General features: G+C 60.1%; 18 protein-coding genes. 10 read left to right on the forward strand and 8 right to left on the reverse strand.

The genetic code is table 11. The features are described from left to right. Window positions 1–27 precede the first annotated feature (27 nt). The 8 genes from KQP88_RS23495 (at window position 28) to hutG (ending at window position 9,428) form a co-directional block, all read left to right on the forward strand. Complete coding sequence (locus KQP88_RS23495) at window positions 28–993, forward strand: ABC transporter substrate-binding protein (RefSeq protein WP_200993752.1); 966 nt, start codon at window positions 28–30, stop codon at window positions 991–993. A 71-nt stretch (window positions 994–1,064) separates the two neighbouring features. Continuing rightward, window positions 1,065–1,916 carry an ABC transporter permease gene (locus KQP88_RS23500; protein WP_117182789.1) on the forward strand — a complete coding sequence of 284 codons (852 nt, stop codon included), beginning with the start codon at window positions 1,065–1,067 and terminating at the stop codon, window positions 1,914–1,916. Then, window positions 1,916–2,743, forward strand: coding sequence for a quaternary amine ABC transporter ATP-binding protein (locus KQP88_RS23505; RefSeq protein WP_260406385.1), 828 nt, complete (start codon window positions 1,916–1,918; stop codon window positions 2,741–2,743). The genes KQP88_RS23500 and KQP88_RS23505 overlap by 1 nt, the downstream gene beginning before the upstream one ends. 11 nt (window positions 2,744–2,754) lie before the next feature. Then, window positions 2,755–4,296 (forward strand): histidine ammonia-lyase, encoded by a 1,542-nt coding sequence (gene hutH / locus KQP88_RS23510; protein WP_216704315.1) that lies wholly within the window; start codon window positions 2,755–2,757, stop codon window positions 4,294–4,296. A 69-nt stretch (window positions 4,297–4,365) separates the two neighbouring features. Then, complete coding sequence (hutH, locus tag KQP88_RS23515) at window positions 4,366–5,913, forward strand: histidine ammonia-lyase (protein ID WP_216704316.1); 1,548 nt, start codon at window positions 4,366–4,368, stop codon at window positions 5,911–5,913. A gap of 104 nt (window positions 5,914–6,017) precedes the next feature. Beyond that, entirely contained in the window at window positions 6,018–7,394 is a 1,377-nt protein-coding gene (locus tag KQP88_RS23520) for an amino acid permease (RefSeq protein WP_216704317.1), read from the forward strand. A gap of 16 nt (window positions 7,395–7,410) precedes the next feature. Then, window positions 7,411–8,616 carry an imidazolonepropionase gene (hutI, locus tag KQP88_RS23525; RefSeq protein ID WP_216704318.1) on the forward strand — a complete coding sequence of 402 codons (1,206 nt, stop codon included), beginning with the start codon at window positions 7,411–7,413 and terminating at the stop codon, window positions 8,614–8,616. Window positions 8,617–8,627: 11 nt separating this feature from the next. Then, window positions 8,628–9,428, forward strand: coding sequence for an N-formylglutamate deformylase (gene hutG, locus KQP88_RS23530; RefSeq protein ID WP_216704319.1), 801 nt, complete (start codon window positions 8,628–8,630; stop codon window positions 9,426–9,428). A 63-nt stretch (window positions 9,429–9,491) separates the two neighbouring features. Here the strand turns inward: hutG and KQP88_RS23535 are convergent, their stop codons facing one another. Continuing rightward, the gene (locus tag KQP88_RS23535) at window positions 9,492–10,442 is read right to left on the reverse strand and encodes an IS110 family transposase (RefSeq protein WP_216703476.1); all 951 of its coding nucleotides are present in this window, start codon (window positions 10,440–10,442) and stop codon (window positions 9,492–9,494) included. A 234-nt stretch (window positions 10,443–10,676) separates the two neighbouring features. Then, the gene (locus KQP88_RS23540) at window positions 10,677–12,905 is read right to left on the reverse strand and encodes a heavy metal translocating P-type ATPase (protein ID WP_216704320.1); all 2,229 of its coding nucleotides are present in this window, start codon (window positions 12,903–12,905) and stop codon (window positions 10,677–10,679) included. Between the two features lie 82 nt (window positions 12,906–12,987). Between KQP88_RS23540 and cadR the strand changes: the two genes are divergently transcribed. Continuing rightward, the gene (gene cadR / locus KQP88_RS23545; protein ID WP_216704321.1) at window positions 12,988–13,434 is read left to right on the forward strand and encodes a Cd(II)/Pb(II)-responsive transcriptional regulator; all 447 of its coding nucleotides are present in this window, start codon (window positions 12,988–12,990) and stop codon (window positions 13,432–13,434) included. Window positions 13,435–13,491: 57 nt separating this feature from the next. Here cadR and KQP88_RS23550 read toward each other — a convergent pair whose 3' ends face one another. From KQP88_RS23550 to KQP88_RS23565, 4 genes are all read right to left on the reverse strand, one after another. Further along, window positions 13,492–14,463, reverse strand: coding sequence for a thymidylate synthase (locus KQP88_RS23550; RefSeq protein ID WP_216704322.1), 972 nt, complete (start codon window positions 14,461–14,463; stop codon window positions 13,492–13,494). A gap of 196 nt (window positions 14,464–14,659) precedes the next feature. Then, a complete protein-coding gene (lgt, locus tag KQP88_RS23555) occupies window positions 14,660–15,469 on the reverse strand; it encodes a prolipoprotein diacylglyceryl transferase (RefSeq protein ID WP_216704323.1) in 810 nt (269 codons plus the stop codon). Between the two features lie 355 nt (window positions 15,470–15,824). After that, on the reverse strand, window positions 15,825–18,104 hold the full coding sequence (gene ptsP, locus KQP88_RS23560) for a phosphoenolpyruvate--protein phosphotransferase (protein WP_025262355.1): 2,280 nt from the start codon (window positions 18,102–18,104) through the stop codon (window positions 15,825–15,827). 21 nt (window positions 18,105–18,125) lie between these two features. Then, window positions 18,126–18,605, reverse strand: a complete 480-nt coding sequence (locus tag KQP88_RS23565) for an RNA pyrophosphohydrolase (RefSeq protein WP_200993762.1) — start codon at window positions 18,603–18,605, stop codon at window positions 18,126–18,128. Window positions 18,606–18,747: 142 nt separating this feature from the next. Here KQP88_RS23565 and KQP88_RS23570 point away from each other — a divergent pair, with 142 nt between their 5' ends. Beyond that, window positions 18,748–19,404 (forward strand): histidinol-phosphatase, encoded by a 657-nt coding sequence (locus KQP88_RS23570; protein WP_216704324.1) that lies wholly within the window; start codon window positions 18,748–18,750, stop codon window positions 19,402–19,404. A 9-nt stretch (window positions 19,405–19,413) separates the two neighbouring features. On the opposite strand, the gene KQP88_RS23575 is transcribed toward KQP88_RS23570, so the two are convergent. Both KQP88_RS23575 and ilvA read right to left on the reverse strand, forming a co-directional pair. Further along, window positions 19,414–19,809: a DUF2269 family protein gene (locus KQP88_RS23575; RefSeq protein ID WP_216704325.1), complete on the reverse strand. Its 396-nt coding sequence runs from the start codon at window positions 19,807–19,809 to the stop codon at window positions 19,414–19,416. A 164-nt stretch (window positions 19,810–19,973) separates the two neighbouring features. Continuing rightward, complete coding sequence (ilvA, locus tag KQP88_RS23580; protein ID WP_216706034.1) at window positions 19,974–21,488, reverse strand: threonine ammonia-lyase, biosynthetic; 1,515 nt, start codon at window positions 21,486–21,488, stop codon at window positions 19,974–19,976. Window positions 21,489–21,508: the final 20 nt, after the last annotated feature.

Below are 21,508 nucleotides of genomic sequence, written 5' to 3' on the forward strand. Positions count from 1 at the left end.
TCCTTTTCAGGCTTTGGAGCATCGACAATGAAAATGAAAAAAGCGCTGTTAACCACTCTGGTATCCGCTGGCCTGCTGGTCAGCGCCGGTGCAAGTCAAGCAGCCGGGTGGTGCGAGTCAGGCAAGCCGGTCAAGTTTGCCGGTCTGAACTGGGAAAGCGCGATGTTGCTGACCGACATTCTTCAAGTCGTCCTGAGCAAGGGCTACGGTTGCAGCGTGGACGCGCTGCCGGGCAACTCCATTGCCATGGAAAACGCCCTGAGCACCAATGACATTCAGGTTTTCGCTGAAGAATGGGTAGGCCGCAGCGAAGTCTGGAACAAGGCCGCGGCGGCTGGAAAAGTCGTAGGCATCGGCGCTCCCGTGGTCGGTGCTGTCGAAGGCTGGTACGTGCCGCGCTATGTGATTGAAGGCGATGCCAAGCGCAAGCTGGAAGCCAAGGCCCCGAACCTGAAATCCATTGCCGATCTGGCCCAGTACTCCGCCGTATTCAAGGATCAGGAAGAGCCCGGTAAAGGCCGTTTCTACAACTGCCCGGCAGGCTGGACCTGCGAGCTTGAAAACAGCGAAATGCTCAAGACCTACGGCCTGGAAAGCAAGTACACCAACTTCCGCCCAGGCACCGGTCCGGCGCTGGACGCCGCTATTCTCTCCAGCTACAAGCGCGGTGAGCCGATCCTGACGTATTACTGGTCGCCTACTCCGCTGATGGGCCAGGTCGATCTGGTTCGTCTGGAAGAGCCCGGCGTCAACAAAACCATCGATATCAAGGTCGGCGTGTCCAAAACCTTCCACGAACAGGCACCAGAACTGGTCGCGGTCCTGGAGAAGGTCAACCTGCCTATCGACCTGCTGAACCAGAACCTGGGACGCATGGCCAAGGACCGGATCGAATCGCCGAAACTGGCGAAGATTTTCCTCAAGGAGCACCCGGAAGTCTGGCACAAGTGGGTCAGCGAAGACGCTGCGAAAAAGGTTGAGGCCTCTCTGTAAACCCCGAGCAGATTTATCTGCGCAGGCACAGGCGACATGGCTGTGCCTGACAACTTGATCGAGAGCACCTTATGTTTCCCGAAAGTTTTACCTTCTCCATCGCCAACTGGGTCAACGACGGGGTTGATTCGCTGGTCACCGAGTACGGCGATGTGTTCCGGCACATCTCCGATACCTTGCTGTGGGCCATCGTCAATCTGGAAAGCCTGTTGCGCATGGCGCCCTGGTGGCTGGTACTGATGATCGTCGGCGGCATTGCCTGGCATGCGACGCGAAAAGTCGTCACCACCGCATTGATCGTCGGCCTGCTGTTCCTGGTCGGCGCTGTCGGGTTATGGGACAAGCTGATGCAGACCCTGGCGCTGATGCTGGTGGCCACCTTCATCGCTGTGCTGATCGGCATTCCTCTGGGCATTCTGTCGGCGCGCAGCAATCGCCTGCGCTCGGTGCTGATGCCGCTGCTGGATATCATGCAGACCATGCCCAGCTTCGTTTACCTGATCCCGGTGCTGATGCTGTTCGGCCTGGGCAAGGTCCCGGCCATCTTCGCCACCGTGATTTACGCCGCACCGCCGCTGATTCGCCTGACCGACCTGGGTATCCGTCAGGTCGATGGCGAAGTGATGGAAGCGATCAACGCCTTTGGTGCCAACCGCTGGCAGCAACTGTTCGGCGTGCAACTGCCGCTGGCGATGCCGAGCATCATGGCCGGTATCAACCAGACCACCATGATGGCGCTATCGATGGTCGTGATTGCGTCGATGATCGGTGCACGCGGCCTGGGCGAAGACGTTCTGGTGGGCATCCAGACCCTCAATGTCGGACGCGGCCTGGAAGCCGGTCTGGCCATTGTCATTCTGGCGGTTGTCATCGACCGCATCACCCAGGCCTATGGCCGCCCACGGCATGAGGCGAGCAAATAATGAGCCTGGAAGCAGACAAAATCGTCGTCAAGAACGTCTTCAAGATCTTCGGCAGCCGCTCGAAAGAAGCGCTGGCGATGGTAAAACAGAGCAAGAGCAAGGATCAGGTGCTGGACCAGACCGGCTGCGTAGTGGGCGTCAACGACCTCTCGCTGTCGATCGGCAGCGGCGAGATCTTCGTCATCATGGGCTTGTCGGGTTCGGGCAAATCGACGCTGGTGCGCCACTTCAATCGCCTGATCGACCCCACCAGCGGCGAGATTCTGGTGGATGGCGAAGATATCCTGCAGTACGACACGGAGGCCCTGCGCCAATTCCGTCGTCACAAGATCAGCATGGTGTTCCAGAGCTTCGGCCTGCTGCCTCACAAGAGTGTGCTGGACAACGTGGCGTATGGCCTGAAAGTACGCGGCGAGAGCAAAGCCCTCTGTCAGGAGCGCGCGCAGCACTGGATTACCACCGTGGGCCTCAAGGGCTACGAAAAGAAATACCCGCATCAGCTCTCTGGCGGCATGCGCCAGCGCGTTGGTCTGGCACGGGCATTGGCGGCCGACACCGACATCATCCTGATGGATGAAGCGTTCAGCGCGCTCGACCCGCTAATCCGCGCCGAGATGCAGGACCAGTTGCTGGAGCTGCAATCGACGCTGAAGAAAACCATCGTATTCATTACCCACGACCTGGACGAAGCCGTACGTATCGGCAACCGGATCGCGATTCTCAAGGATGGCCGCCTGATTCAGGTGGGAACCCCCAGGGAAATCCTTCACTCGCCCGCCGACGATTACGTTGATCGTTTCGTGCAGCGGCGCGCAGTTACTGTTTAAGGATTGTGTCGATGCAACGAGCAGAACAGATCGTTTTCGGTGATGCCCCGACAGGCTGGCAGGACGTGGTGGCCGTCGCCCGTGATGGCGCGCAACTGACGCTGTCGGAAAGTGCCTGGGCTCGCATCGACAATGCCCAGGCCATCGTCCAGCGCATCGTCGCCAGCGGCGAACGGGCCTACGGCGTGAACACCGGCCTTGGTGCGTTGTGCAATGTCTCACTGGCAGACGAACAACTCAGTCGCCTGTCGCGCAACACCTTGCTCAGCCATGCCTGTGGCGTAGGCGCACCGCTGCCCGACGAGCAAACGCGGGCAATCATCTGTGCCGCGATTCTCAACTACAGCCAGGGCAAGTCCGGCATCCATCGGCAGGTTGTGCAGGCGCTGCTGGCCTTGCTCAACCACGGCATCACGCCGCAAGTGCCGTCGCAGGGCTCGGTGGGTTATCTGACCCACATGGCGCATGTCGGCATCGCGCTGCTGGGCGTGGGTCAGGTCAGCTATGGCGGACACATCGTTCCAGCGCAGCAGGCCTTGAGCGAAGCAGGTCTGCACCCCGTTGAACTGGGCGCCAAGGATGGATTGTGTCTGGTCAACGGCACACCCTGCATGACCGGCCTGAGCTGTCTGGCCATTGCCGACGCCACACGCCTGACGCAATGGGCCGATGTGATCGGGGCCATGACCTTTGAAGCGCTGCGCGGCCAGCTCGATGCCTTCGACGAAACCATCATCGCCCTCAAGCCCCATCCGGGTATGCAGCAGGTCGGCAGAAACCTGCGCAATCTGCTGGCGGGCAGTGAAGTGCTCGCCAGCAGCCAGGGTATCCGCACCCAGGACGCACTGAGCATACGCTCGATCCCGCAGGTGCACGGCGCCACGCGGGACCAGTTGGCCCATGCGATCAAGCAGGTCGAAACCGAGCTGAATGCGGTCACCGATAACCCGTTGCTGCTGGGCACACCCGAGAATTACCGCGTGGTGTCGCAAGCCAACCCTCACGGCCAGTCCGTCGCCATGGCGGCGGATCTGCTGTGCGTGGCGGTGGCGGAGCTGGGTTCGATTGCCGAGCGGCGTCTGGATCGACTGATCAACCCGGCCGTCAGCGGCTTGCCGGCGTTTCTGGTCAGCCAGCCGGGCGTCAACTCGGGAATGATGATCGTCCAGTACGTGGCCGCATCGTTGTGTGCAGAAAACCGCCAGTTGGCCCAACCGGCCGTGGTCGACAACTACGTCACCTCTGGCCTGCAGGAAGATCACTTGAGCCTGGGCACCAGCGCCGCCTTGAAGCTGCACAAGGTAGTGAGTAACGCGACACAGATCCTGGCCATCGAATACCTGCTGGCGGCCCAGGCGTTTGAATTTCTCAAGCAACAGCGCTTCGGGGCAGGCACCGACATGGCCTGGCGTGCATTGCGTGAACAGATTCCTGCTTACGACGAAGACCGCTGGCTGGCTCCGGATATTGCCAGCAGCGTCACCGTCCTCAAGAACGAAGAAGTGCTGGAGAGGATTTTCCGGCACTGTCGTAACCAGACGACAACCCCATAACAACAGGGCTGCAAGGCGGCCTGCTTCAAAAGAGCAACCGCCTGACATCAATCAAGGAGTAGCTGCATCGTGACCAAACCCTCTGCCAAGTCATTGAATCTGATCCCCGGCCAACTGACGCTGGCGCAACTGCGAGCGATCTATCAGCAACCGGTAACGCTGAAGCTCGATAGCAGTGCCGATCAGCAGATCGACGACAGCGTGGCCTGCGTTGAACGCATCCTGGCCGAAAACCGCACGGCCTATGGCATCAACACCGGTTTCGGCCTGCTGGCCTCGACCCGCATCGCCAGCGAGGATCTGGAAAACCTGCAGCGTTCCCTGGTGCTGTCTCATGCCGCCGGTGTCGGGCAGCCGATCAGCGACGAACTGGTACGTCTGGTCATGGTGCTCAAGGTCAACAGCCTGAGCCGTGGTTTCTCCGGCATCCGGCGCGTGGTGATCGATGCCCTGATCGCCCTGATCAATGCCGAGGTCTATCCGCATATCCCGCTCAAGGGCTCGGTAGGCGCATCCGGCGATCTGGCACCGCTGGCTCATATGTCGCTGGTGCTGCTGGGTGAAGGCAAGGCTCGCTACAAGGGCGAATGGCTCGATGCCGTCGATGCGCTTGAAGTGGCTGGCCTGAAACCTCTGACCCTGGCTGCCAAGGAAGGTCTGGCCCTGCTCAACGGGACCCAGGTTTCCACGGCCTTCGCATTGCGTGGCCTGTTCGAGGGCGAGGACCTGTTCGCGGGCGCCATGGCCTGCGGCGCCCTGACCGTTGAAGCCGTGCTCGGCTCGCGCTCGCCTTTCGACGCCCGTATTCATGCCGCTCGCGGCCAGCGTGGCCAGATCGATGCCGCCGCCTGCTATCGCGACCTGCTGGGGGAAAGCAGCGAAGTGTCCGAATCCCATCGCAACTGCGACAAGGTCCAGGACCCCTACTCCCTGCGCTGCCAGCCACAAGTCATGGGTGCCTGCCTGACCCAGTTGCGTCAGGCCGCCGAGGTATTGGAGATCGAGGCTAACGCCGTTTCCGACAACCCGTTGGTGTTCGCAGCCGAAAACGATGTGATTTCCGGCGGCAACTTCCACGCCGAGCCCGTTGCCATGGCCGCTGACAACCTGGCGCTGGCCATCGCGGAGATCGGTTCCCTGAGCGAACGCCGCATCTCGCTGATGATGGACAAGCACATGTCGCAGTTGCCGCCGTTCCTGGTGGCCAACGGCGGGGTCAACTCCGGCTTCATGATCGCCCAGGTCACAGCGGCCGCCCTGGCCAGTGAAAACAAGGCTCTGGCCCATCCCCACAGCGTCGATAGCCTGCCGACTTCGGCCAACCAGGAGGACCATGTTTCCATGGCTCCGGCTGCCGGCAAGCGGTTGTGGGAAATGGCAGAAAACGTTCGCGGGATTCTTGCCGTAGAATGGCTGGCTGCATGCCAGGGTCTGGACTTGCGCAACGGCCTCAAAACCTCTCCGAAACTGGAGCAGGCCCGCGCCTTGCTGCGCAGCAAAGTACCGCCCTATGAGAAGGACCGTTTTTTTGCACCGGACATAGAAGCTGCCAGCCAGCTATTGTCCTCAACTTGCCTGAACCCGTTGGTTCCTGCACGTCTGCTACCCAGTCTGTGATTTACCGCGAGCCTGGCAGGGCTCGCAATGGTAGTTCGCTGCGGGAAGCCGGAAGCAGGTGTTCTCGCAGCTATTTGCCATACCCAGTAATGAGATGGACGGAAATGACGTCAACAGTTGGTTTGAAACGCGGGTTATCCGCCCGCCACATTCGCTTCATGGCTCTGGGCTCTGCCATCGGCACAGGGTTGTTCTATGGCTCGGCCGCCGCAATCCAGCAAGCGGGGCCTGCGGTCCTGCTGGCTTATCTGATCGGTGGTGCAGCAGTCTTCATGGTGATGCGCGCCCTGGGTGAAATGGCCGTGCATAACCCGACCTCCGGCTCGTTCAGCCATTACGCCAGCCGTTACCTCGGCCCTCTGGCGGGCTTCGTGCTGGGCTGGACCTACGCGTTCGAGATGATCATCGTCTGTCTGGCCGATGTCACCGCGTTCGGGATCTACATGGGCTTCTGGTTCCCGGAAGTGCCGCGCTGGATCTGGGTGCTGGGCATCGTGTTCCTGATAGGCGCGCTCAATCTGTGCAACGTCAAGGTGTTTGGTGAAACCGAGTTCTGGCTGTCGCTGCTCAAGGTCGGCGCCATCGTGGCGATGATCGTGGCCGGTTTCGGCATCATGCTGTTCGGCATCGGCTCATCCACTGGCGACAATGCCATCGGAATCAGCAACCTCTGGGCCCACGGCGGTTTCATGCCCAATGGCATCGGTGGTCTGATCGCCTCGCTGGCCGTGGTGATGTTCGCGTTCGGCGGTATCGAAATCATCGGTATCACGGCGGGCGAAGCCAAGAACCCGCAACGCACGCTGCCACAGGCCATCAATGCCGTGCCGCTGCGCATTCTGCTGTTCTACGTCCTGACCCTGTTTGTGCTGATGTCCATTTACCCATGGCCACAGATCGGCACTCAAGGCAGCCCGTTCGTGCAGATTTTCGACAATCTGGGCATCGCGTCGGCGGCAACCATCCTCAATATCGTTGTGATCTCGGCTGCAGTCTCCGCCATCAACAGCGACATCTTCGGCGCGGGCCGCATGATGTATGGCATGGCCCTCGAAGGTCAGGCACCGGCCGGCTTTGCCAGACTGTCGCGCCAGGGCGTGCCATGGATGACAGTCGTGGTCATGGGCGTGACGCTGCTGGCTGGCGTGCTGCTCAACTACCTGATCCCGAAGAACGTCTTCCTGCTGATCGCCTCCCTGGCCACCTTCGCCACGGTCTGGGTGTGGCTGATGATTCTGCTGACCCAGGTCGCGATGCGCCGCTCCATGAGCCGCGAAGAAGCCGCACAACTGAAGTTCCCGGTACCGTTCTGGCCTTATGGCCCGGCTGCCGCCATCGTCTTCATGCTGTTCATCTTCGGCGTGCTGGGCTATTTCCCGGACAACCGGGCTGCGCTGATCGTCGGCGCGATCTGGATTGTGCTGCTGGTCATCGCCTACTACCTGTGGATAAGACCGCGAAACGCCCAAACTACCCAATGACTCAAGGAGGTCCGGGATGACAACACTCTGGAAGAACTGTCACATCGCAACCATGGCGCAAGGCAACTACTCGATCATCGAGGATGCCGCCATCGTGACTTCTGGAACTGTCATCCAGTGGATCGGGCCTCAAAGCGAACTGCCGGAATCCGGCTTTGGCAGCACCGTAGACCTGGGCGGAGCCTGGGTCACGCCGGGCCTCATCGATTGCCACACCCACACGGTGTTCGGCGGTAATCGCAGCGGCGAATTCGAGCAGCGCCTGCAAGGTGTGAGCTATGCCGAGATCGCCGCTGCAGGCGGCGGCATTGCCAGCACCGTGCGATCGACACGAGCCGCCAGCGAGGACGAACTGTTCGCCAGTGCCGAGCGACGCTTGAAGCATCTGCTCCGGGACGGCGTGACCACCGTTGAGATGAAGTCCGGCTATGGCCTGGACCTGCCAAGCGAACGCAAGATCCTCAAGGTGATCCGTCGTCTGGGCGACAGCCTGCCGGTCACCGTGCGCAGCACCTGTCTGGCCGCCCACGCCCTGCCCCCGGAATACACCAACCGCGCCGACGATTACATCCGGCATATCTGCGCCGAAATGCTTCCGGCACTGGCTGCGGAAGGTCTGGTGGATGCCGTGGATGCGTTCTGCGAGTACCTGGCGTTTTCGCCTGCGCAGGTCGAGCAGGTGTTCATCACCGCCCGGCAACTGGGCTTGCCGGTGAAACTCCACGCCGAGCAACTGTCGGCATTGGGCGGTTCCAGCCTTGCGGCGCGTTATCAGGCCTTGTCGGCGGACCATCTGGAGTTCATGACCGAAGACGACGCCATTGCCATGGCGGCTGCCGGAACCGTCGCGGTGCTGCTGCCGGGCGCCTATTACTTCCTGCGCGAAACCCAGCTGCCGCCAATGGATGCCCTGCGCAAGCATGGTGTGCCCATCGCCATCTCCACCGACCTGAACCCCGGCACCTCGCCCGGCCTGTCGCTGCGGTTGATGCTGAACATGGCCTGCACGCTGTTTCGCATGACACCCGAAGAAGCACTGGCGGGCGTCACCCTCAATGCGGCCAAGGCACTGGGTCTGGACAAGACCCATGGCTCGCTGGAAACCGGCAAGGTGGCGGACTTCGTCGCCTGGAACATCGAACGCCCTGCCGATCTGGCCTACTGGCTGGGCGGCGACCTGGATAAACGCATCGTGCGCCATGGCGTCGAATCATCGATCTGAAGGAGAGCCCTGTGGATAACGTTCTGACATTCAAGCGTGGTCGCGTCCCGCTGCTGATCAGCATGCCTCATGCGGGCCTGAAGCTGACACCGGCAGTCGAAGCCGGGCTGGTGGACGAAGCCTTGAGCCTGCCCGATACCGACTGGCATATCCCGCGTCTTTATGACTTTGCGGCGGAGCTTGGGGCCAGCACCCTGGCTGCGGAGTATTCGCGCTTCGTCATCGACCTCAATCGCCCGTCCGACGACAAACCGCTGTATGCCGGTGCGACGACCGGACTGTTTCCGTCGATCCTGTTCGACGGCGTGCCGCTGTTCAAGGAAGGTCAGGAACCCGACGCGGCCGAGCGGGCCAGCTACCTGCAACAGATCTGGGTGCCTTACCACCAGACCCTGGAGCAAGAGCTGCAACGTCTGCGGGATGAGTTCGGTTATGCATTGCTGTTCGATGCCCACTCCATCCGTGGCCACGTCCCGCACCTGTTCGACGGTCGCCTGCCGGACTTCAACCTCGGCACCTTCAACGGCGCCAGTTGTGATCCGCAACTGGCAGGCAGGCTGGAAAGCGTGTGTGCAGCGGCCAAGGACTACAGCCATGTGCTAAACGGTCGCTTCAAGGGCGGCCATATCACCCGCCATTACGGCGACCCGGCCAACAACATCCACGCCGTCCAGCTGGAACTGGCGCAGAGCACCTACATGGAAGAGTTCGCTCCCTTCCACTATCGCCCTGACCTTGCGGCACCGACCCAAGAGGTGCTGAAGGCGTTGCTGGAGACGTTTGTTACGTGGGGGCAGGAGAGGTTTGGTTGATGGCTTTCGCGGATAAATCCGCTCCCACTTGATATGTGTGTGTGGGAGATTCTATGGTTGTGATCAAGCCATAACCCACCCTTTGGTTTGATATTCGCTCTGATTCTTCATCAGGGCGAATGCCACCCGAGCGAGTTTACGAGCGAGCATGACGAGCACTTGTGTGGTCGCTTTTCCACGGCTGCGATGATGGTCGTAAAACTCTTTCCAGGCACTTGATCGGCTCGCGGACATGGCGGCGTTGTGCAGCAATCGGCGGATCTCCGAGCAACCTCGCTTGGTCAGGGATCGGCGGCCATTTTTTTGGCCTGAGTCAGTCACCCTCAGGTCCATGCCCAAAAAGGCGATGTATGAATCGCTACTCGTGAAGTCGCCTCGGCTGTAAGCCATGACCAGAGCGGTCGCGGTCAGAAAACCGATGCCTTCGACAGCTTGGCATCGGGCGACTTGCTCCAGCAGGCCGGCTTCGCGCAAGACCTCCTTGAGCTTCTTCTGGATCAACAGGTCCAGCCGCTCGATGGACTTGAGGAAAGCTGCGAAGGCGGCTTTCAAACTGGCGTCATTTGCCCAGCTCTGGGTCAGGCTGGTTTTGGCCTGAACCAGCGAAGCCCTGCGGCGCAGAAGGCTTTGCAGCTTGCCATAGACGGCTGGAGGCGGGGTCCAGGGGCGTAGATCTTCGCCTTCGTTTTTCAGAAAACGGGCCAGAAGCCGAGCATCGGAAGCGTCCGTTTTGCTACGACCACCAATGCCTTTACGGTAATTGCTCAGTTGAAAACCGTCGATGATGTAGACGTCAAAACCAGACTCGTAAGCCAGCTCGACCAGATCGACGTGATAAATATTGGTCGCCTCAACAGCAATGGCGGTGGGCCTCGGCAACGTTTTGAGCCAGCGCTTTATGGCGGGCTTTTCATTGGCTATCGAGGTGAGCAGATCCAGGTCTGCCTGATAGGTAACGAGTTCAATCTTGGCAACATCCACGCCCACGATTGACTGCGAAACGCGCATTGCCATGGGCACTTCTCCACGCTAAGGTTTTACGGCTTGAGGGGGTTCACCCAGAGGCGCAGGCTTGTTTCTATCGTCGCTTGAACGAAGCATTCTTTATCGGCGCTTTTGGTGGAAGGGGTGAGGCGAGGTCTCCCACGGTCTGTACTGTGGCTGCAGTCAGATGCGAATTGTTCGTCCCACCACCCCTTCAAGCTCTACCATACAAGCGAATTTATTCGCGAAAAGCTCCAACCCTGCTCACTTCCTGAGCAATCGCAACCCATTGAACACCACCAGCAAACTCACGCCCATGTCGGCAAACACTGCCATCCACATGGTCGCCATCCCCGCAAAGGTAATCCCCAGGAAAAACACCTTGGTGACCAGCGCCAACGCGATGTTCTGCTTGAGAATCGCCGAGGTGTTGCGTGATAACCGGATAAACGCCGGGATCTTGCGAAGATCGTCGTCCATCAGGGCGACATCGGCGGTTTCGATGGCGGTATCGGTGCCCGCCGCAGCCATGGCAAAACCGATCTCGGAACGTGCCAGCGCAGGCGCGTCGTTGATGCCATCGCCCACCATGCCTACACGATGATTGCGGGCATACAGGCCTTCAATGGACTGCAACTTATCCACAGGCAGCAGGTTGCCCTCTGCCTGATCGATTCCCACCTGTGCAGCGATGGCCTTGGCGGTATGCGGGTTGTCACCGGTCAGCATCAGGGTCTTGATGCCAAGCTCGTGCAACTGGGCGATAGCCTCGCGGCTGCTGTCCTTGACCGTATCGGCCACCGCGAAGAGCGCCAGCGGACCTGAGGTATCCAGCAACAGCACCACGGTCTTGCCCTGTATTTCCAGCGCATCGAGCCTGGCTTCCAGCTCGGGCGAGCACAACCCCAGTTCTTCGACCAGACGATGGTTGCCCAGATGGTAGAGCTGGCCATTGATCTCGCCTTTCACACCACGCCCCGGCAATGCCTCGAACGCACTGACCTCATGCAAACTCTGCCCTGCCCCGGACGCCTTGGCGATGGCTTGGGAAACCGGGTGATCGGAGCGACCGGCCAGGCTGGCAGCGATAAGTTGCGCGCTGTCGGCCAAGGTCGTATCCAGCGGCAGATAGTCGGTCTGCACCGGTTTGCCGTGGGTGATGGTGCCAGTCTTGTCCAGAGCTAGATAATCAATCTTGCGGCCCATTTCCAGATAGACGCCGCCCTTGATCAGAATCCCCTTGCGCGCCGCAGCAGCCAGACCGCTGACGATGGTCACAGGCGTGGAAATCACCAGGGCACACGGGCAGGCCACGACCAGCAGCACCAGCGCCCGATAGATCCAGTCGAACCAGGCACCGCCGAAGAACAGCGGCGCGATCAGGGCCACGGCCAGTGCGATCAGGAAAACCACCGGGGTGTAGATCCGCGAAAAGCTGTCGACGAAGCTCTGAGTCGGCGCGCGCGCACCCTGAGCCGCTTCCACTGCATGAATGATCCGCGCCAGCGTGGAATGGCTCGCCGCGGCTGTCACCCGATATTCCAGAGAACCGGACTGGTTGATGGTGCCGGCAAAGACCTTGTCGCCCACGTTTTTTTCCACAGGCAGGCTTTCACCGGTAATCGGTGCCTGATCGATGGTCGAGTTACCCGAAACCACCTCGCCATCCAGGCCGATCCGCTCACCCGGCCGAACCCGCACGATGGCATCCAGCTCGACGCTCTTGACCTCGGTTTCAACCCAGCTTCCATCACTCTGCCTGACGGTTGCCACATCCGGCGTCAGCTGCAACAGGCTGCTGATGGCATTACGGGCACGGTCCAGGGATTTGGCTTCGATCAGTTCGGCCACGGTGAACAGGAACATCACCATCGCCGCTTCAGGCCACTGGCCGATCAGGACCGCGCCGGTCACCGCGATGCTCATCAGGGCATTGATATTGAGGTTGAAGTTCTTGAGCGCGATCCAGCCCTTTTTATAGGTGGTCAGGCCGCAACTGAGGATCGAAACAATGGCCAGCAACGCCACGACCCAGGTCGGTCCAAGCGCAGCGAAATGGACGATTTCCGCACCCAGCGCCATCACACCGGACAGCGCCAGAGGCCACCAGTGTTTTTTCGGCGCAGATGTCGCCGGGGCATCCTGGCTCGCGCCTTCCTCGATGGGCTCGGCCTGCATGCCCAGCGAACCGATGGCCTCACGAATCGGCTCGGTTGTCGGCAGGTCATGCCAGACGCCAAGAATGCGATTGATCAGGTTGAACTCCAGCTTTTGCACACCCGGCAGCTTGCCCAGCTTGTTCTGGATCAGCGTCTGCTCGGTCGGGCAATCCATCTGCTCGATGCGAAAGCTGCTCAGACGCCCACCGGCTGCCGGTGCCTCGTCAAACGTGACAGTGGCAGGCGCGGCTGCGCCGGAACAGCAGGAATGGGCGTGCTTGTGCTCATGCTTGTGGTCGTCGTGCGGCGGAGAAATCTTTGTAATCTGGCCCATGGTCGGCTCCCTGGATCTACTTGTTGCCAAGTGAACACCCTGTAGCCACTATAGGGTCAAGCGCTCAAACGAGATGAAACACATGAAAATCGGTGAACTGGCAAAGCTGACGGATTCTCAGGTCGAAACCATTCGTTATTACGAGCGCGAAGGCCTGCTGCCTGCGCCGGCCCGCAGCGACGGCAATTACCGTCTGTACACCCAGGCACATGTGGAACGCCTGTCGTTCATCCGCAACTGCCGAAGCCTGGACATGACGCTGGAAGAAATCCGCAGCCTGCTCAGCCTGCGCGACAGCCCGCAGGACCAGTGCGAAAGCGTCAATGCGTTGATCGACGAACACATCGAACACGTCAACGCCCGCATCGCCAGCCTGCAAGTCCTGCAGGAACAGCTACTGGACCTGCGTCGTCGCTGCGGCGACGGCCAGTCGGAACATTGCGGGATTCTGGAACGGCTGGAAGTGACCGGCGCCGTGGCGACAGCCGAAGGCGAACCGTCACATGTGGGCAAGAGTCATGGGCATTGAAGCGTTCGCGAATAAATTCGCTCCTACCGTAGGAGCGAATTTATTCGCGAAGAGGACTCAAACCGCCATCGGCGCCGTCATGGCCGGGTGGTGTTCGTAGCCTTCCAGCGAGAAGTCGGAAGGTTCGATCAGCTCCAGCCACTCAGGCTGGTAGACACCGGTCTTGGCGAACTCGGGCACGCGGTCCGAGATCACGAGCTTCGGCATCGGGAACGGCTCACGGGTGAGCTGTTCGTTGAGCATGTCCAGATGGTTTTCGTAGACGTGGGCATCACCGATGAAATAGGTGAACCAGCGCGGTGTGTAGCCGGTCAGGCGACCGATCAGGCTCAGCAGCGCAGCGCCTTCGGTGAGGTTGAACGGCGTCCCGAGGCCCAGATCGTTTGAACGAATGTACAGCGTCAGGGAGATTTCCCGGGTCTGCGGGTTCGGGTGCAACTGGTAAAGCAGGTGGCAAGGCGGCAGAGCCATCTCATCAAGCTGCGCGCAGTTCCAGCCGTGGAACAGGATACGGCGGCTGCCCGGGTCCTTGATGATGGTGTCGACGCACTGGCGAATCTGGTCGATGGCCTTGTACAGCACCACAAAGCTTTCGCCGTCCTCTTCGGACTCGGCAATCTGCTTGTAGCCCTGGCTGACCGCCAGCTCGATCGCCGCCGCATTACAGGTCGCGATGCGCTTGTAGGCCGGCCATTTGCGCCACTGCACGCCGTAGATCTCGCCCAGGTCATCCTCGCCCTTGCGGAACGGGTTGTTCAGCCACTGGGTATTCTCGTTGGCATTCTGATCCCAGACCTTGCAGCCCAGCTCACGAAACTCGGCCGCACTGTTGGCACCGCGCAGAAAACCGACCATTTCACCGATAGCCGACTTGAAAGCCATGCGCCGGGTCGTGATCGCCGGGAAACCTTCCTGAAGGTCATAACGCAGCATCGCGCCGGGGAAACTGATGGTATTCACCCCGGTGCGGTTGGACTGCAAGGTCCCGTGCTTGATCACATGGGCGACGAGTTCAAGATATTGCTTCATAAATTACCTGCATCCTTGAATCCGCCGGGCAGCATCGCCCGGCGTTTCAGTATTAAACCACTGCTTTGCAGCCCGTGTGAAAACGTAGCGAGCGAAGGCCAGGCAAGGCGAAAACAGGCGAGGAAGCGGAGTTTACTGGGTGTAAATGAGCATTCCGAGCCTGTTTTCAACGCAGCATGACCGAGCGTAGTAGTTTTCACACGGGCTGCTTGGCAGTCGGCTCGCGCTTGTAGGCCAACCAGATCATGGCCAGACCCGCGATGATCATCGGCAGACTAAGGATCTGGCCCATGGTGACCCAGCCCCACGCCAGATAGCCCAGTTGCGCATCCGGTACGCGGACGAACTCGACGATGAAACGGAAGATCCCGTAAAACAGGGCGAACATGCCGGAAACGGCCATGGTCGGGCGCGGCTTGCGTGCATAAAGGTTGAGGATGATGAACAGCGCCACACCCTCAAGGGCGAACTGATACAGCTGCGACGGATGACGCGCCAGTTGCGCAGGGTCGCTGAACGGCGGGAAGACCATGGCCCATGGCACATCGCTTGGCTTGCCCCACAACTCGGCATTGATGAAGTTGCCGATACGCCCGGCGCCCAGGCCGATCGGCACCAGCGGTGCAACGAAGTCCATCAACTGGAAGAAGGTCTTGCCATTGCGTCTGCCGAACCACCAGGCCGCCAGCATCACGCCGACAAATCCACCGTGGAAGGCCATACCGCCTTTCCATACTTCGAAGATCAGCAACGGATTGGCGAGGTAGGCCGACAGATCGTAGAACAGCACATAACCCAGACGCCCGCCGACAATGACACCCATGGCCAGCCAGAAAATCAGGTCCGAGAGTTTTTCCTTGGTCCAGGTCGGGTCGAAAGCGTTCAGGCGACGCGACGCAAGCAGCCATGCGCCCCCTATGCCGACCAAATACATCAGTCCGTACCAGTGAATCTGCAGCGGGCCGAGCGATACGGCTACCGGGTCAATCTGCGGGTAAGGCAGCATTGCAACTCCTCAATGGGCACGCTCTTGCGAGCGACCAGATACAAAAGCGGTTAAATCAGGGAACAGACGCCCATGCACGAAGCCAGACTATGCGGCGATAAGGGGACATCGTGCCAGCCCGCGATCATGAAAACTTATTGCACCTGTCGGCACCGGCGGTCCTGGGCTACCCCGTAGAAATCAGTCGGGCATGTTACCGGAGCCCGGCAGGATGCTCTAGGCGTGGGCGATGGATGAATCATGAATTCCGTAGGAGCGGATTTATCCGCGAGACGTCGTTGAAGGCGATATGTTTCAGGCCTTTCGCGAATAAATTCGCTCCCACAGTCTCCCACACAGTCTGCACGGAGTGGCCTCAATGCCCCTTGACCGACCCCGGATTGATCATCCGGGACAGGCCCAGGTTGCGCAGTGCCAGTTGCAGGGAGCTGCTGATGACTTGCGGGTTGTCGTTGGTCATCAACTGGGCCAGCAGTTCCTTGGCCTTGCTCAGGTTGATCTGACGCAGCATCCATTTCACTTTCGGCAGGTTGGTGGCGTTCATCGACAGGCTGTCGAAACCCATCGCCATCAACAACACCGCAGCAGCAGGGTCGCCCGCCATCTCACCGCAGATACTCACCGGCTTGCCTTCGGCATGGGCGTCACGCACCACGCTTTGCAGCGCCTGCAGCACCGCCGGGTGCAGGTAATCGTATAGATCGGCCACTCGCGGGTTGTTGCGGTCAACCGCCAGCAGGTATTGGGTCAGGTCGTTGGAGCCTACAGACAGGAAGTCCACCTGACGGGCCAGGTCGCGGGTCTGATAGACCGCAGCCGGAATTTCGATCATGACGCCCACAGGCGGCATCGGCACATCGGTGCCTTCGTCGCGAACTTCGCCCCAGGCCCGGTGAATAAGGTGCAAAGCCTCTTCCACTTCATGGGTGCTGGAAATCATCGGCAACAGAATGCGCAGGTTGTTCAGGCCTTCACTGGCCTTGAGCATGGCGCGGGTCTGGACCAGGAAGATTTCCGGGTGGTCGAGGGTGACACGAATGCCACGCCAGCCCAGGAACGGGTTCTCTTCCTTGATCGGGAAGTAGGACAGCGCCTTGTCGCCACCGATATCCAGGCTGCGCATGGTCACCGGCAGCGGATGGAAGGCCGCCAGTTGTTCACGGTAGATGGCCAGCTGTTCCTTTTCGCTCGGGAAACGCTGGTTGATCATGAACGGCACTTCGGTGCGATACAGACCGACACCTTCGGCGCCACGCTGCTGGGCGCGGGCAACGTCGGCCAGCAGGCCGGTGTTGACCCACAGCGGCATGCGATGACCATCCAGCGTCACGCAAGGCAGCTCGCGCAGGGCATCAAGCCCCTGGGACAGCTGGCGCTCCTCCTCCACCACCTTGGTGAACTGCTGGCGCATGATGTCGCTGGGGTTGGTGAAGACTTCACCGTGGTAGCCATCGACGATCAGGTCGATGCCATCCACCTTGGAATAAGGGAAGTCCACAAGGCCCATGACCGTGGGAATGCCCATGGCCCGCGCCAGAATCGCCACGTGGGAGTTACCCGAACCCTGTACCGACACCAGACCGACCAGCTTGCCTTCCGGCACTTCGCCGAGCATGGCCGGGGACAGTTCTTCACTGACCAGAATGGTGTTATCGGGGTAGACCAGCGCCTGTTGCCGGGCTTCCTGCAGGTAACCCAGCAAACGACGGCCCAGGTCCTTCACGTCCGATGCACGCTCGCGCAGATAGGCGTCGTCCATCAGCTCGAAACGGTTGACGTGCTCGTTCACCACCGAACGCAAGGCACCCTGCGCCCATTGGCCGGTCTTGATGATGTTGGTCACTTCGCTGCCCAGCGAAGCGTCATCGAGCATCATCAGGTAGACATCGAACAGCGCCAGCTCTTCGGGACGCAACTGGGTCGCCAGCTTGGCCGAAAGGGTGCGCATGTCATTGCGCACGCCTTCCAGCGCATTCTGGAACAGGGCCAGTTCGGCATCGATATCAGTGACGACTTTATCCGGGACCACTTCCAGGTCGGCGGGTGGCAGCATGACCACCGCCACACCCACGGCCGCACCGGGCGAGCCGGCCACGCCGACAAACTTGGCCTCCTGAATCCCCTTGCCCTGGCGACCCAGACCGCGGATCGAGCCAGTGGCTTCGGCATGGGCGATGACGCCTGCCAGTTGGGCACTCATGGTGACGAGGAAGGCTTCTTCCCCTTCGTCGAACTGACGCCGCTCCTTTTGCTGGATCACCAACACGCCCACCACACGACGGTGGTGGATGATCGGCGTGCCAAGGAAAGAGGCATAACGCTCTTCACCGGTTTCGGCAAAGTAGCGGTAACGGGGGTGATCGGCGGCGTTTTCGAGGTTCAGCGGTTCTTCGCGAGTACCGACCAGACCTACGAGGCCCTCGTTCGGCGCCATGCTCACCTTGCCGATGGAGCGTTTGTTCAGACCCTCGGAAGCCATCAGCACGAAACGGTTGGTTTCGGGGTCAAGCAGATAGACCGAGCAGACCTGGCTGCCCATGGCCTCCTTGACGCGTAACACAATAATGCCCAACGCCGCCTTGAGATCCTTGGCAGAGTTTACTTCCTGGACGATCTTGCGCAGCGTATTGAGCATGGCTCGGGGTCGAACTCCGTGTCAGTCGCGCGATAAAAGGCGCGGGGCAAGCTCTTTGAGTGCGCGTCGATACACCTCGCGCTTGAATGTCACCACTTGGCCTAACGGGTACCAATAGCTGACCCAACGCCAGCCATCGAACTCCGGTTTACCGGTCAAATCCATCCGCACCCGCTGCTCGTTGGAGATCAGGCGCAGGAGAAACCACTTCTGTTTCTGGCCGATGCATAGCGGTTGGCTATGGGTACGGACCAGTCGCTGCGGCAGACGATAACGCAACCAACCGCGGGTACAGGCCAGAATCTGCACATCCTGTCGTTCCAGCCCGACCTCTTCATTCAATTCGCGATACAGCGCCTCTTCCGGCGTCTCCTGAGGGTTTATTCCACCCTGTGGAAACTGCCAGGCATCTTGGTTAATACGCCGAGCCCATAGGACCTGACCAGCATCGTTTGTCAGAATAATCCCGACATTAGGACGGAAACCATCGGGGTCGATCACGGCAACAACCTCGCAAACGCATGTCGCCGCATTGTTCCACAAAGGCGCTCAAAGCAGCAACGAGCCTAAGCACCTTATGTGAAGTCTTGTGAAAACCTCGTATTCTTGTGCTCTTTTTTCAGTTATTTCAGCGAGTAACCACATGCGCCTGGCTTTATTCGACCTCGACAACACACTTCTGGGCGGTGACAGCGATCACGCCTGGGGCGATTACCTGTGCGAACGCGGCATCCTCGATGCCGTGGCCTACAAGACGCGCAACGACGCATTCTATGAAGACTACCTGGCCGGCACGCTCAACCTGACCGACTACCTGAATTTCAGCCTCGAAATCCTGGGCCGGACCGAAATGGCTCAGCTCGATGAATGGCACCGGGACTTCATGCGCGACTGCATCGAACCCATCGTACTGCCCAAAGCGCTGGAACTGATCGCCAAACACCGTGACGCAGGCGACAAACTGGTGGTCATAACCGCCACCAACCGCTTCGTGACCGCCCCGATCGTCGCCCGCCTGGGGATCGACACCCTGCTGGCGACCGAATGCGAGCTGGTCGACGGGCGCTATACCGGGCGCACTACAGGTATACCCTGCTTCCGTGAAGGCAAGGTGACCCGGCTCAATCATTGGCTTGAAGAGCATGCATTCAGTCTGGAAGGCAGCTATTTCTACAGCGACTCCATGAACGACCTGCCACTTCTGGAGCAGGTTGCCCATCCAGTGGCCGTGGACCCGGACCCGAAACTGCGTGCAGAAGCAGAAAAACGCGGCTGGCAGGTGATTTCACTGCGCGGATGAATGCGGCGATCAAGCCGGTTTGAAGACCATCAAGCCGGCAATCGCTATAAGGCAGGCGCTGGTAATGACCGCCAGCGCCAGGGTGAACCTCAGTCTGCCCGCCTTGCCGGCCAGCCGACTCACCAGCCAGACCCAGCTGAAAAGCCCCAGGACATAAAGCACGCTACTGGCCAGCACCCAGGTCTGGCCCAGTGACAAGCCGAGCAGATGAACCAGCCACCAGCCGCTGAACGGCAGAACCGCCAGGCAGACAGCCATCAACAGCCAGACGAACAGGGTCGGGCGTTGCAGCAGGCGGTCATGAGCCCGCGTCTTGATGACCCGGAAAGCCAGACCCAAGGCACCTAGCAGCCATAGCGTGATTGCGGCTATATGCAGGGTTTTCAGCGCTGTGATGTATTCCACGTTATGCCATCCCTCGCAGGCGAAGCTTTATTGAGCGTAGCAGCATCAATGTCCCCATCCCGACTAACTCTGTGGGAGCGAATTCATTCGCGAAGGGGTACATCCTAAGAAAATGTAGTGCCTTCAATAATGTCATCGCGAATGAATTCGCTCCAACGGATCGCTTAACCCAGAAACAGCCTATACGCCGGATTCTGGCTCTCATCCCAATACGGATAGCCAATCTCGTCCAGCGCTGCGCCCACCAGATGCCGTTCTTCTTCCGGCACCACCAGCCCGGCCACCACGCGACCATCGGCGGCGCCGTGGTTGCGGTAGTGGAACATGGAGATGGTCCAGCGCCCGCCCAGTTTGCTCAGGAAGTTGAACAGCGCACCCGGCCGCTCCGGAAACTCGAAACGCAGCACCACTTCATCGCTGACCCGCTCGGCATGCCCGCCGACCATATGGCGGATATGCAGCTTGGCCAGTTCGTTGTCGGTGAGGTCCAGCACCGGGAACCCTTGCTCTGTCAGGCTTGAAATCAAGGCGCTGCGCGGGTCGTTGTCCGGGTGGGTCTGTACGCCGACGAAGATATGGGCCTCGCGGTCGGTGTGGTAGCGGTAGTTGAATTCAGTGATCTGGCGCTTGCCGATGGCCTGACAGAAGGCCTTGAAGCTGCCCGGCTGCTCGGGAATGGTCACGGCGATGATGGCTTCGCGACCTTCACCCAGCTCGGCGCGCTCGGCCACATGGCGCAGGCGGTCGAAGTTGACGTTGGCACCGGAATCGATGGCCACCAAGGTCTGGCCGCTGATGCCACGTTGCTCCACATACTTCTTGATGCCCGCCACGCCCAGCGCACCGGCGGGTTCGGTGATGGAGCGGGTGTCGTCGTAGATGTCCTTGATGGCCGCGCAGATTTCATCGGTGCTGACGGTGATGACTTCATCGACGTAGTGACGGCAGACCTCGAAAGTGTGATGGCCGATCTGCGCCACTGCCACGCCATCGGCAAACAGCCCGACCTGATTCAGCACCACCCGCTCATCCGCTGCCATGGCGGCTTGCAGGCAGTTGGAGTCGTCCGGTTCGACACCGATGACCTTGATGTCCGGACGCAGGTATTTGACGTAGGCCGCGATGCCCGCAATCAGGCCGCCACCGCCCACCGGAACGAAAATGGCGTCCAGTTGGCCCGGTTGCTGGCGCAGGATTTCCATGGCCACCGTGCCTTGTCCGGCAATGGTGTCAGGGTCATCGTAAGGATGGATATAAACAAAACCTTGCTCGTCCACCAGCTTGAGGGAGTAAGCCAAAGCTTCCGGGAAGGAGTCGCCATGCAGCACCACCTGGGCGCCTCGGGAGCGGACGCCTTCGACCTTGATTTCGGGCGTCGTCTTGGGCATGACGATGGTGGCCTTGATGCCCAACACCTTGGCTGCCAGCGCCAGCCCCTGGGCATGATTGCCTGCCGAAGCCGTCACCACGCCGCGAGCCAGTTCCTCAGGACTCAGTTGTGCCAGCTTGTTATAGGCGCCGCGAATCTTGAAAGAGAACACCGGTTGCAGGTCTTCGCGCTTGAGCAATATCTGGTTGGCCAGCCGCTCGGAAAGCTGGCGGGCGCCCTGCAGCGGGGTTTCGACAGCGACGTCATAGACGCGGGAAGTGAGGATTTTCTTGACGTACTGTTCGAGCATCGGGGCGATATCACTGGCGA

The sequence above is a fragment of the Pseudomonas lijiangensis genome (assembly GCF_018968705.1).
In the GTDB taxonomy this organism is placed as follows: Bacteria; Pseudomonadota; Gammaproteobacteria; order Pseudomonadales; family Pseudomonadaceae; genus Aquipseudomonas; species Aquipseudomonas lijiangensis.

What these genes read in the sequence shown, in the direction of transcription:
- KQP88_RS23520 (WP_216704317.1), top strand. Translation starts at nt 6,018, where the DNA reads ATGACGTCAACAGTTGGTTTGAAACGCGGGTTATCCGCCCGCCACATT.
- KQP88_RS23550 (WP_216704322.1), bottom strand. Translation starts at nt 14,463, where the DNA reads ATGAAGCAATATCTTGAACTCGTCGCCCATGTGATCAAGCACGGGACC.
- lgt (WP_216704323.1), bottom strand. Translation starts at nt 15,469, where the DNA reads ATGCTGCCTTACCCGCAGATTGACCCGGTAGCCGTATCGCTCGGCCCG.
- KQP88_RS23570 (WP_216704324.1), top strand. Translation starts at nt 18,748, where the DNA reads ATGCGCCTGGCTTTATTCGACCTCGACAACACACTTCTGGGCGGTGAC.
- KQP88_RS23535 (WP_216703476.1), bottom strand. Translation starts at nt 10,442, where the DNA reads ATGGCAATGCGCGTTTCGCAGTCAATCGTGGGCGTGGATGTTGCCAAG.
- KQP88_RS23495 (WP_200993752.1), top strand. Translation starts at nt 28, where the DNA reads ATGAAAATGAAAAAAGCGCTGTTAACCACTCTGGTATCCGCTGGCCTG.
- ilvA (WP_216706034.1), bottom strand. Translation starts at nt 21,488, where the DNA reads ATGCTCGAACAGTACGTCAAGAAAATCCTCACTTCCCGCGTCTATGAC.
- KQP88_RS23540 (WP_216704320.1), bottom strand. Translation starts at nt 12,905, where the DNA reads ATGGGCCAGATTACAAAGATTTCTCCGCCGCACGACGACCACAAGCAT.
- KQP88_RS23505 (WP_260406385.1), top strand. Translation starts at nt 1,916, where the DNA reads ATGAGCCTGGAAGCAGACAAAATCGTCGTCAAGAACGTCTTCAAGATC.
- ptsP (WP_025262355.1), bottom strand. Translation starts at nt 18,104, where the DNA reads ATGCTCAATACGCTGCGCAAGATCGTCCAGGAAGTAAACTCTGCCAAG.
- KQP88_RS23500 (WP_117182789.1), top strand. Translation starts at nt 1,065, where the DNA reads ATGTTTCCCGAAAGTTTTACCTTCTCCATCGCCAACTGGGTCAACGAC.
- hutH (WP_216704315.1), top strand. Translation starts at nt 2,755, where the DNA reads ATGCAACGAGCAGAACAGATCGTTTTCGGTGATGCCCCGACAGGCTGG.
- cadR (WP_216704321.1), top strand. Translation starts at nt 12,988, where the DNA reads ATGAAAATCGGTGAACTGGCAAAGCTGACGGATTCTCAGGTCGAAACC.
- hutI (WP_216704318.1), top strand. Translation starts at nt 7,411, where the DNA reads ATGACAACACTCTGGAAGAACTGTCACATCGCAACCATGGCGCAAGGC.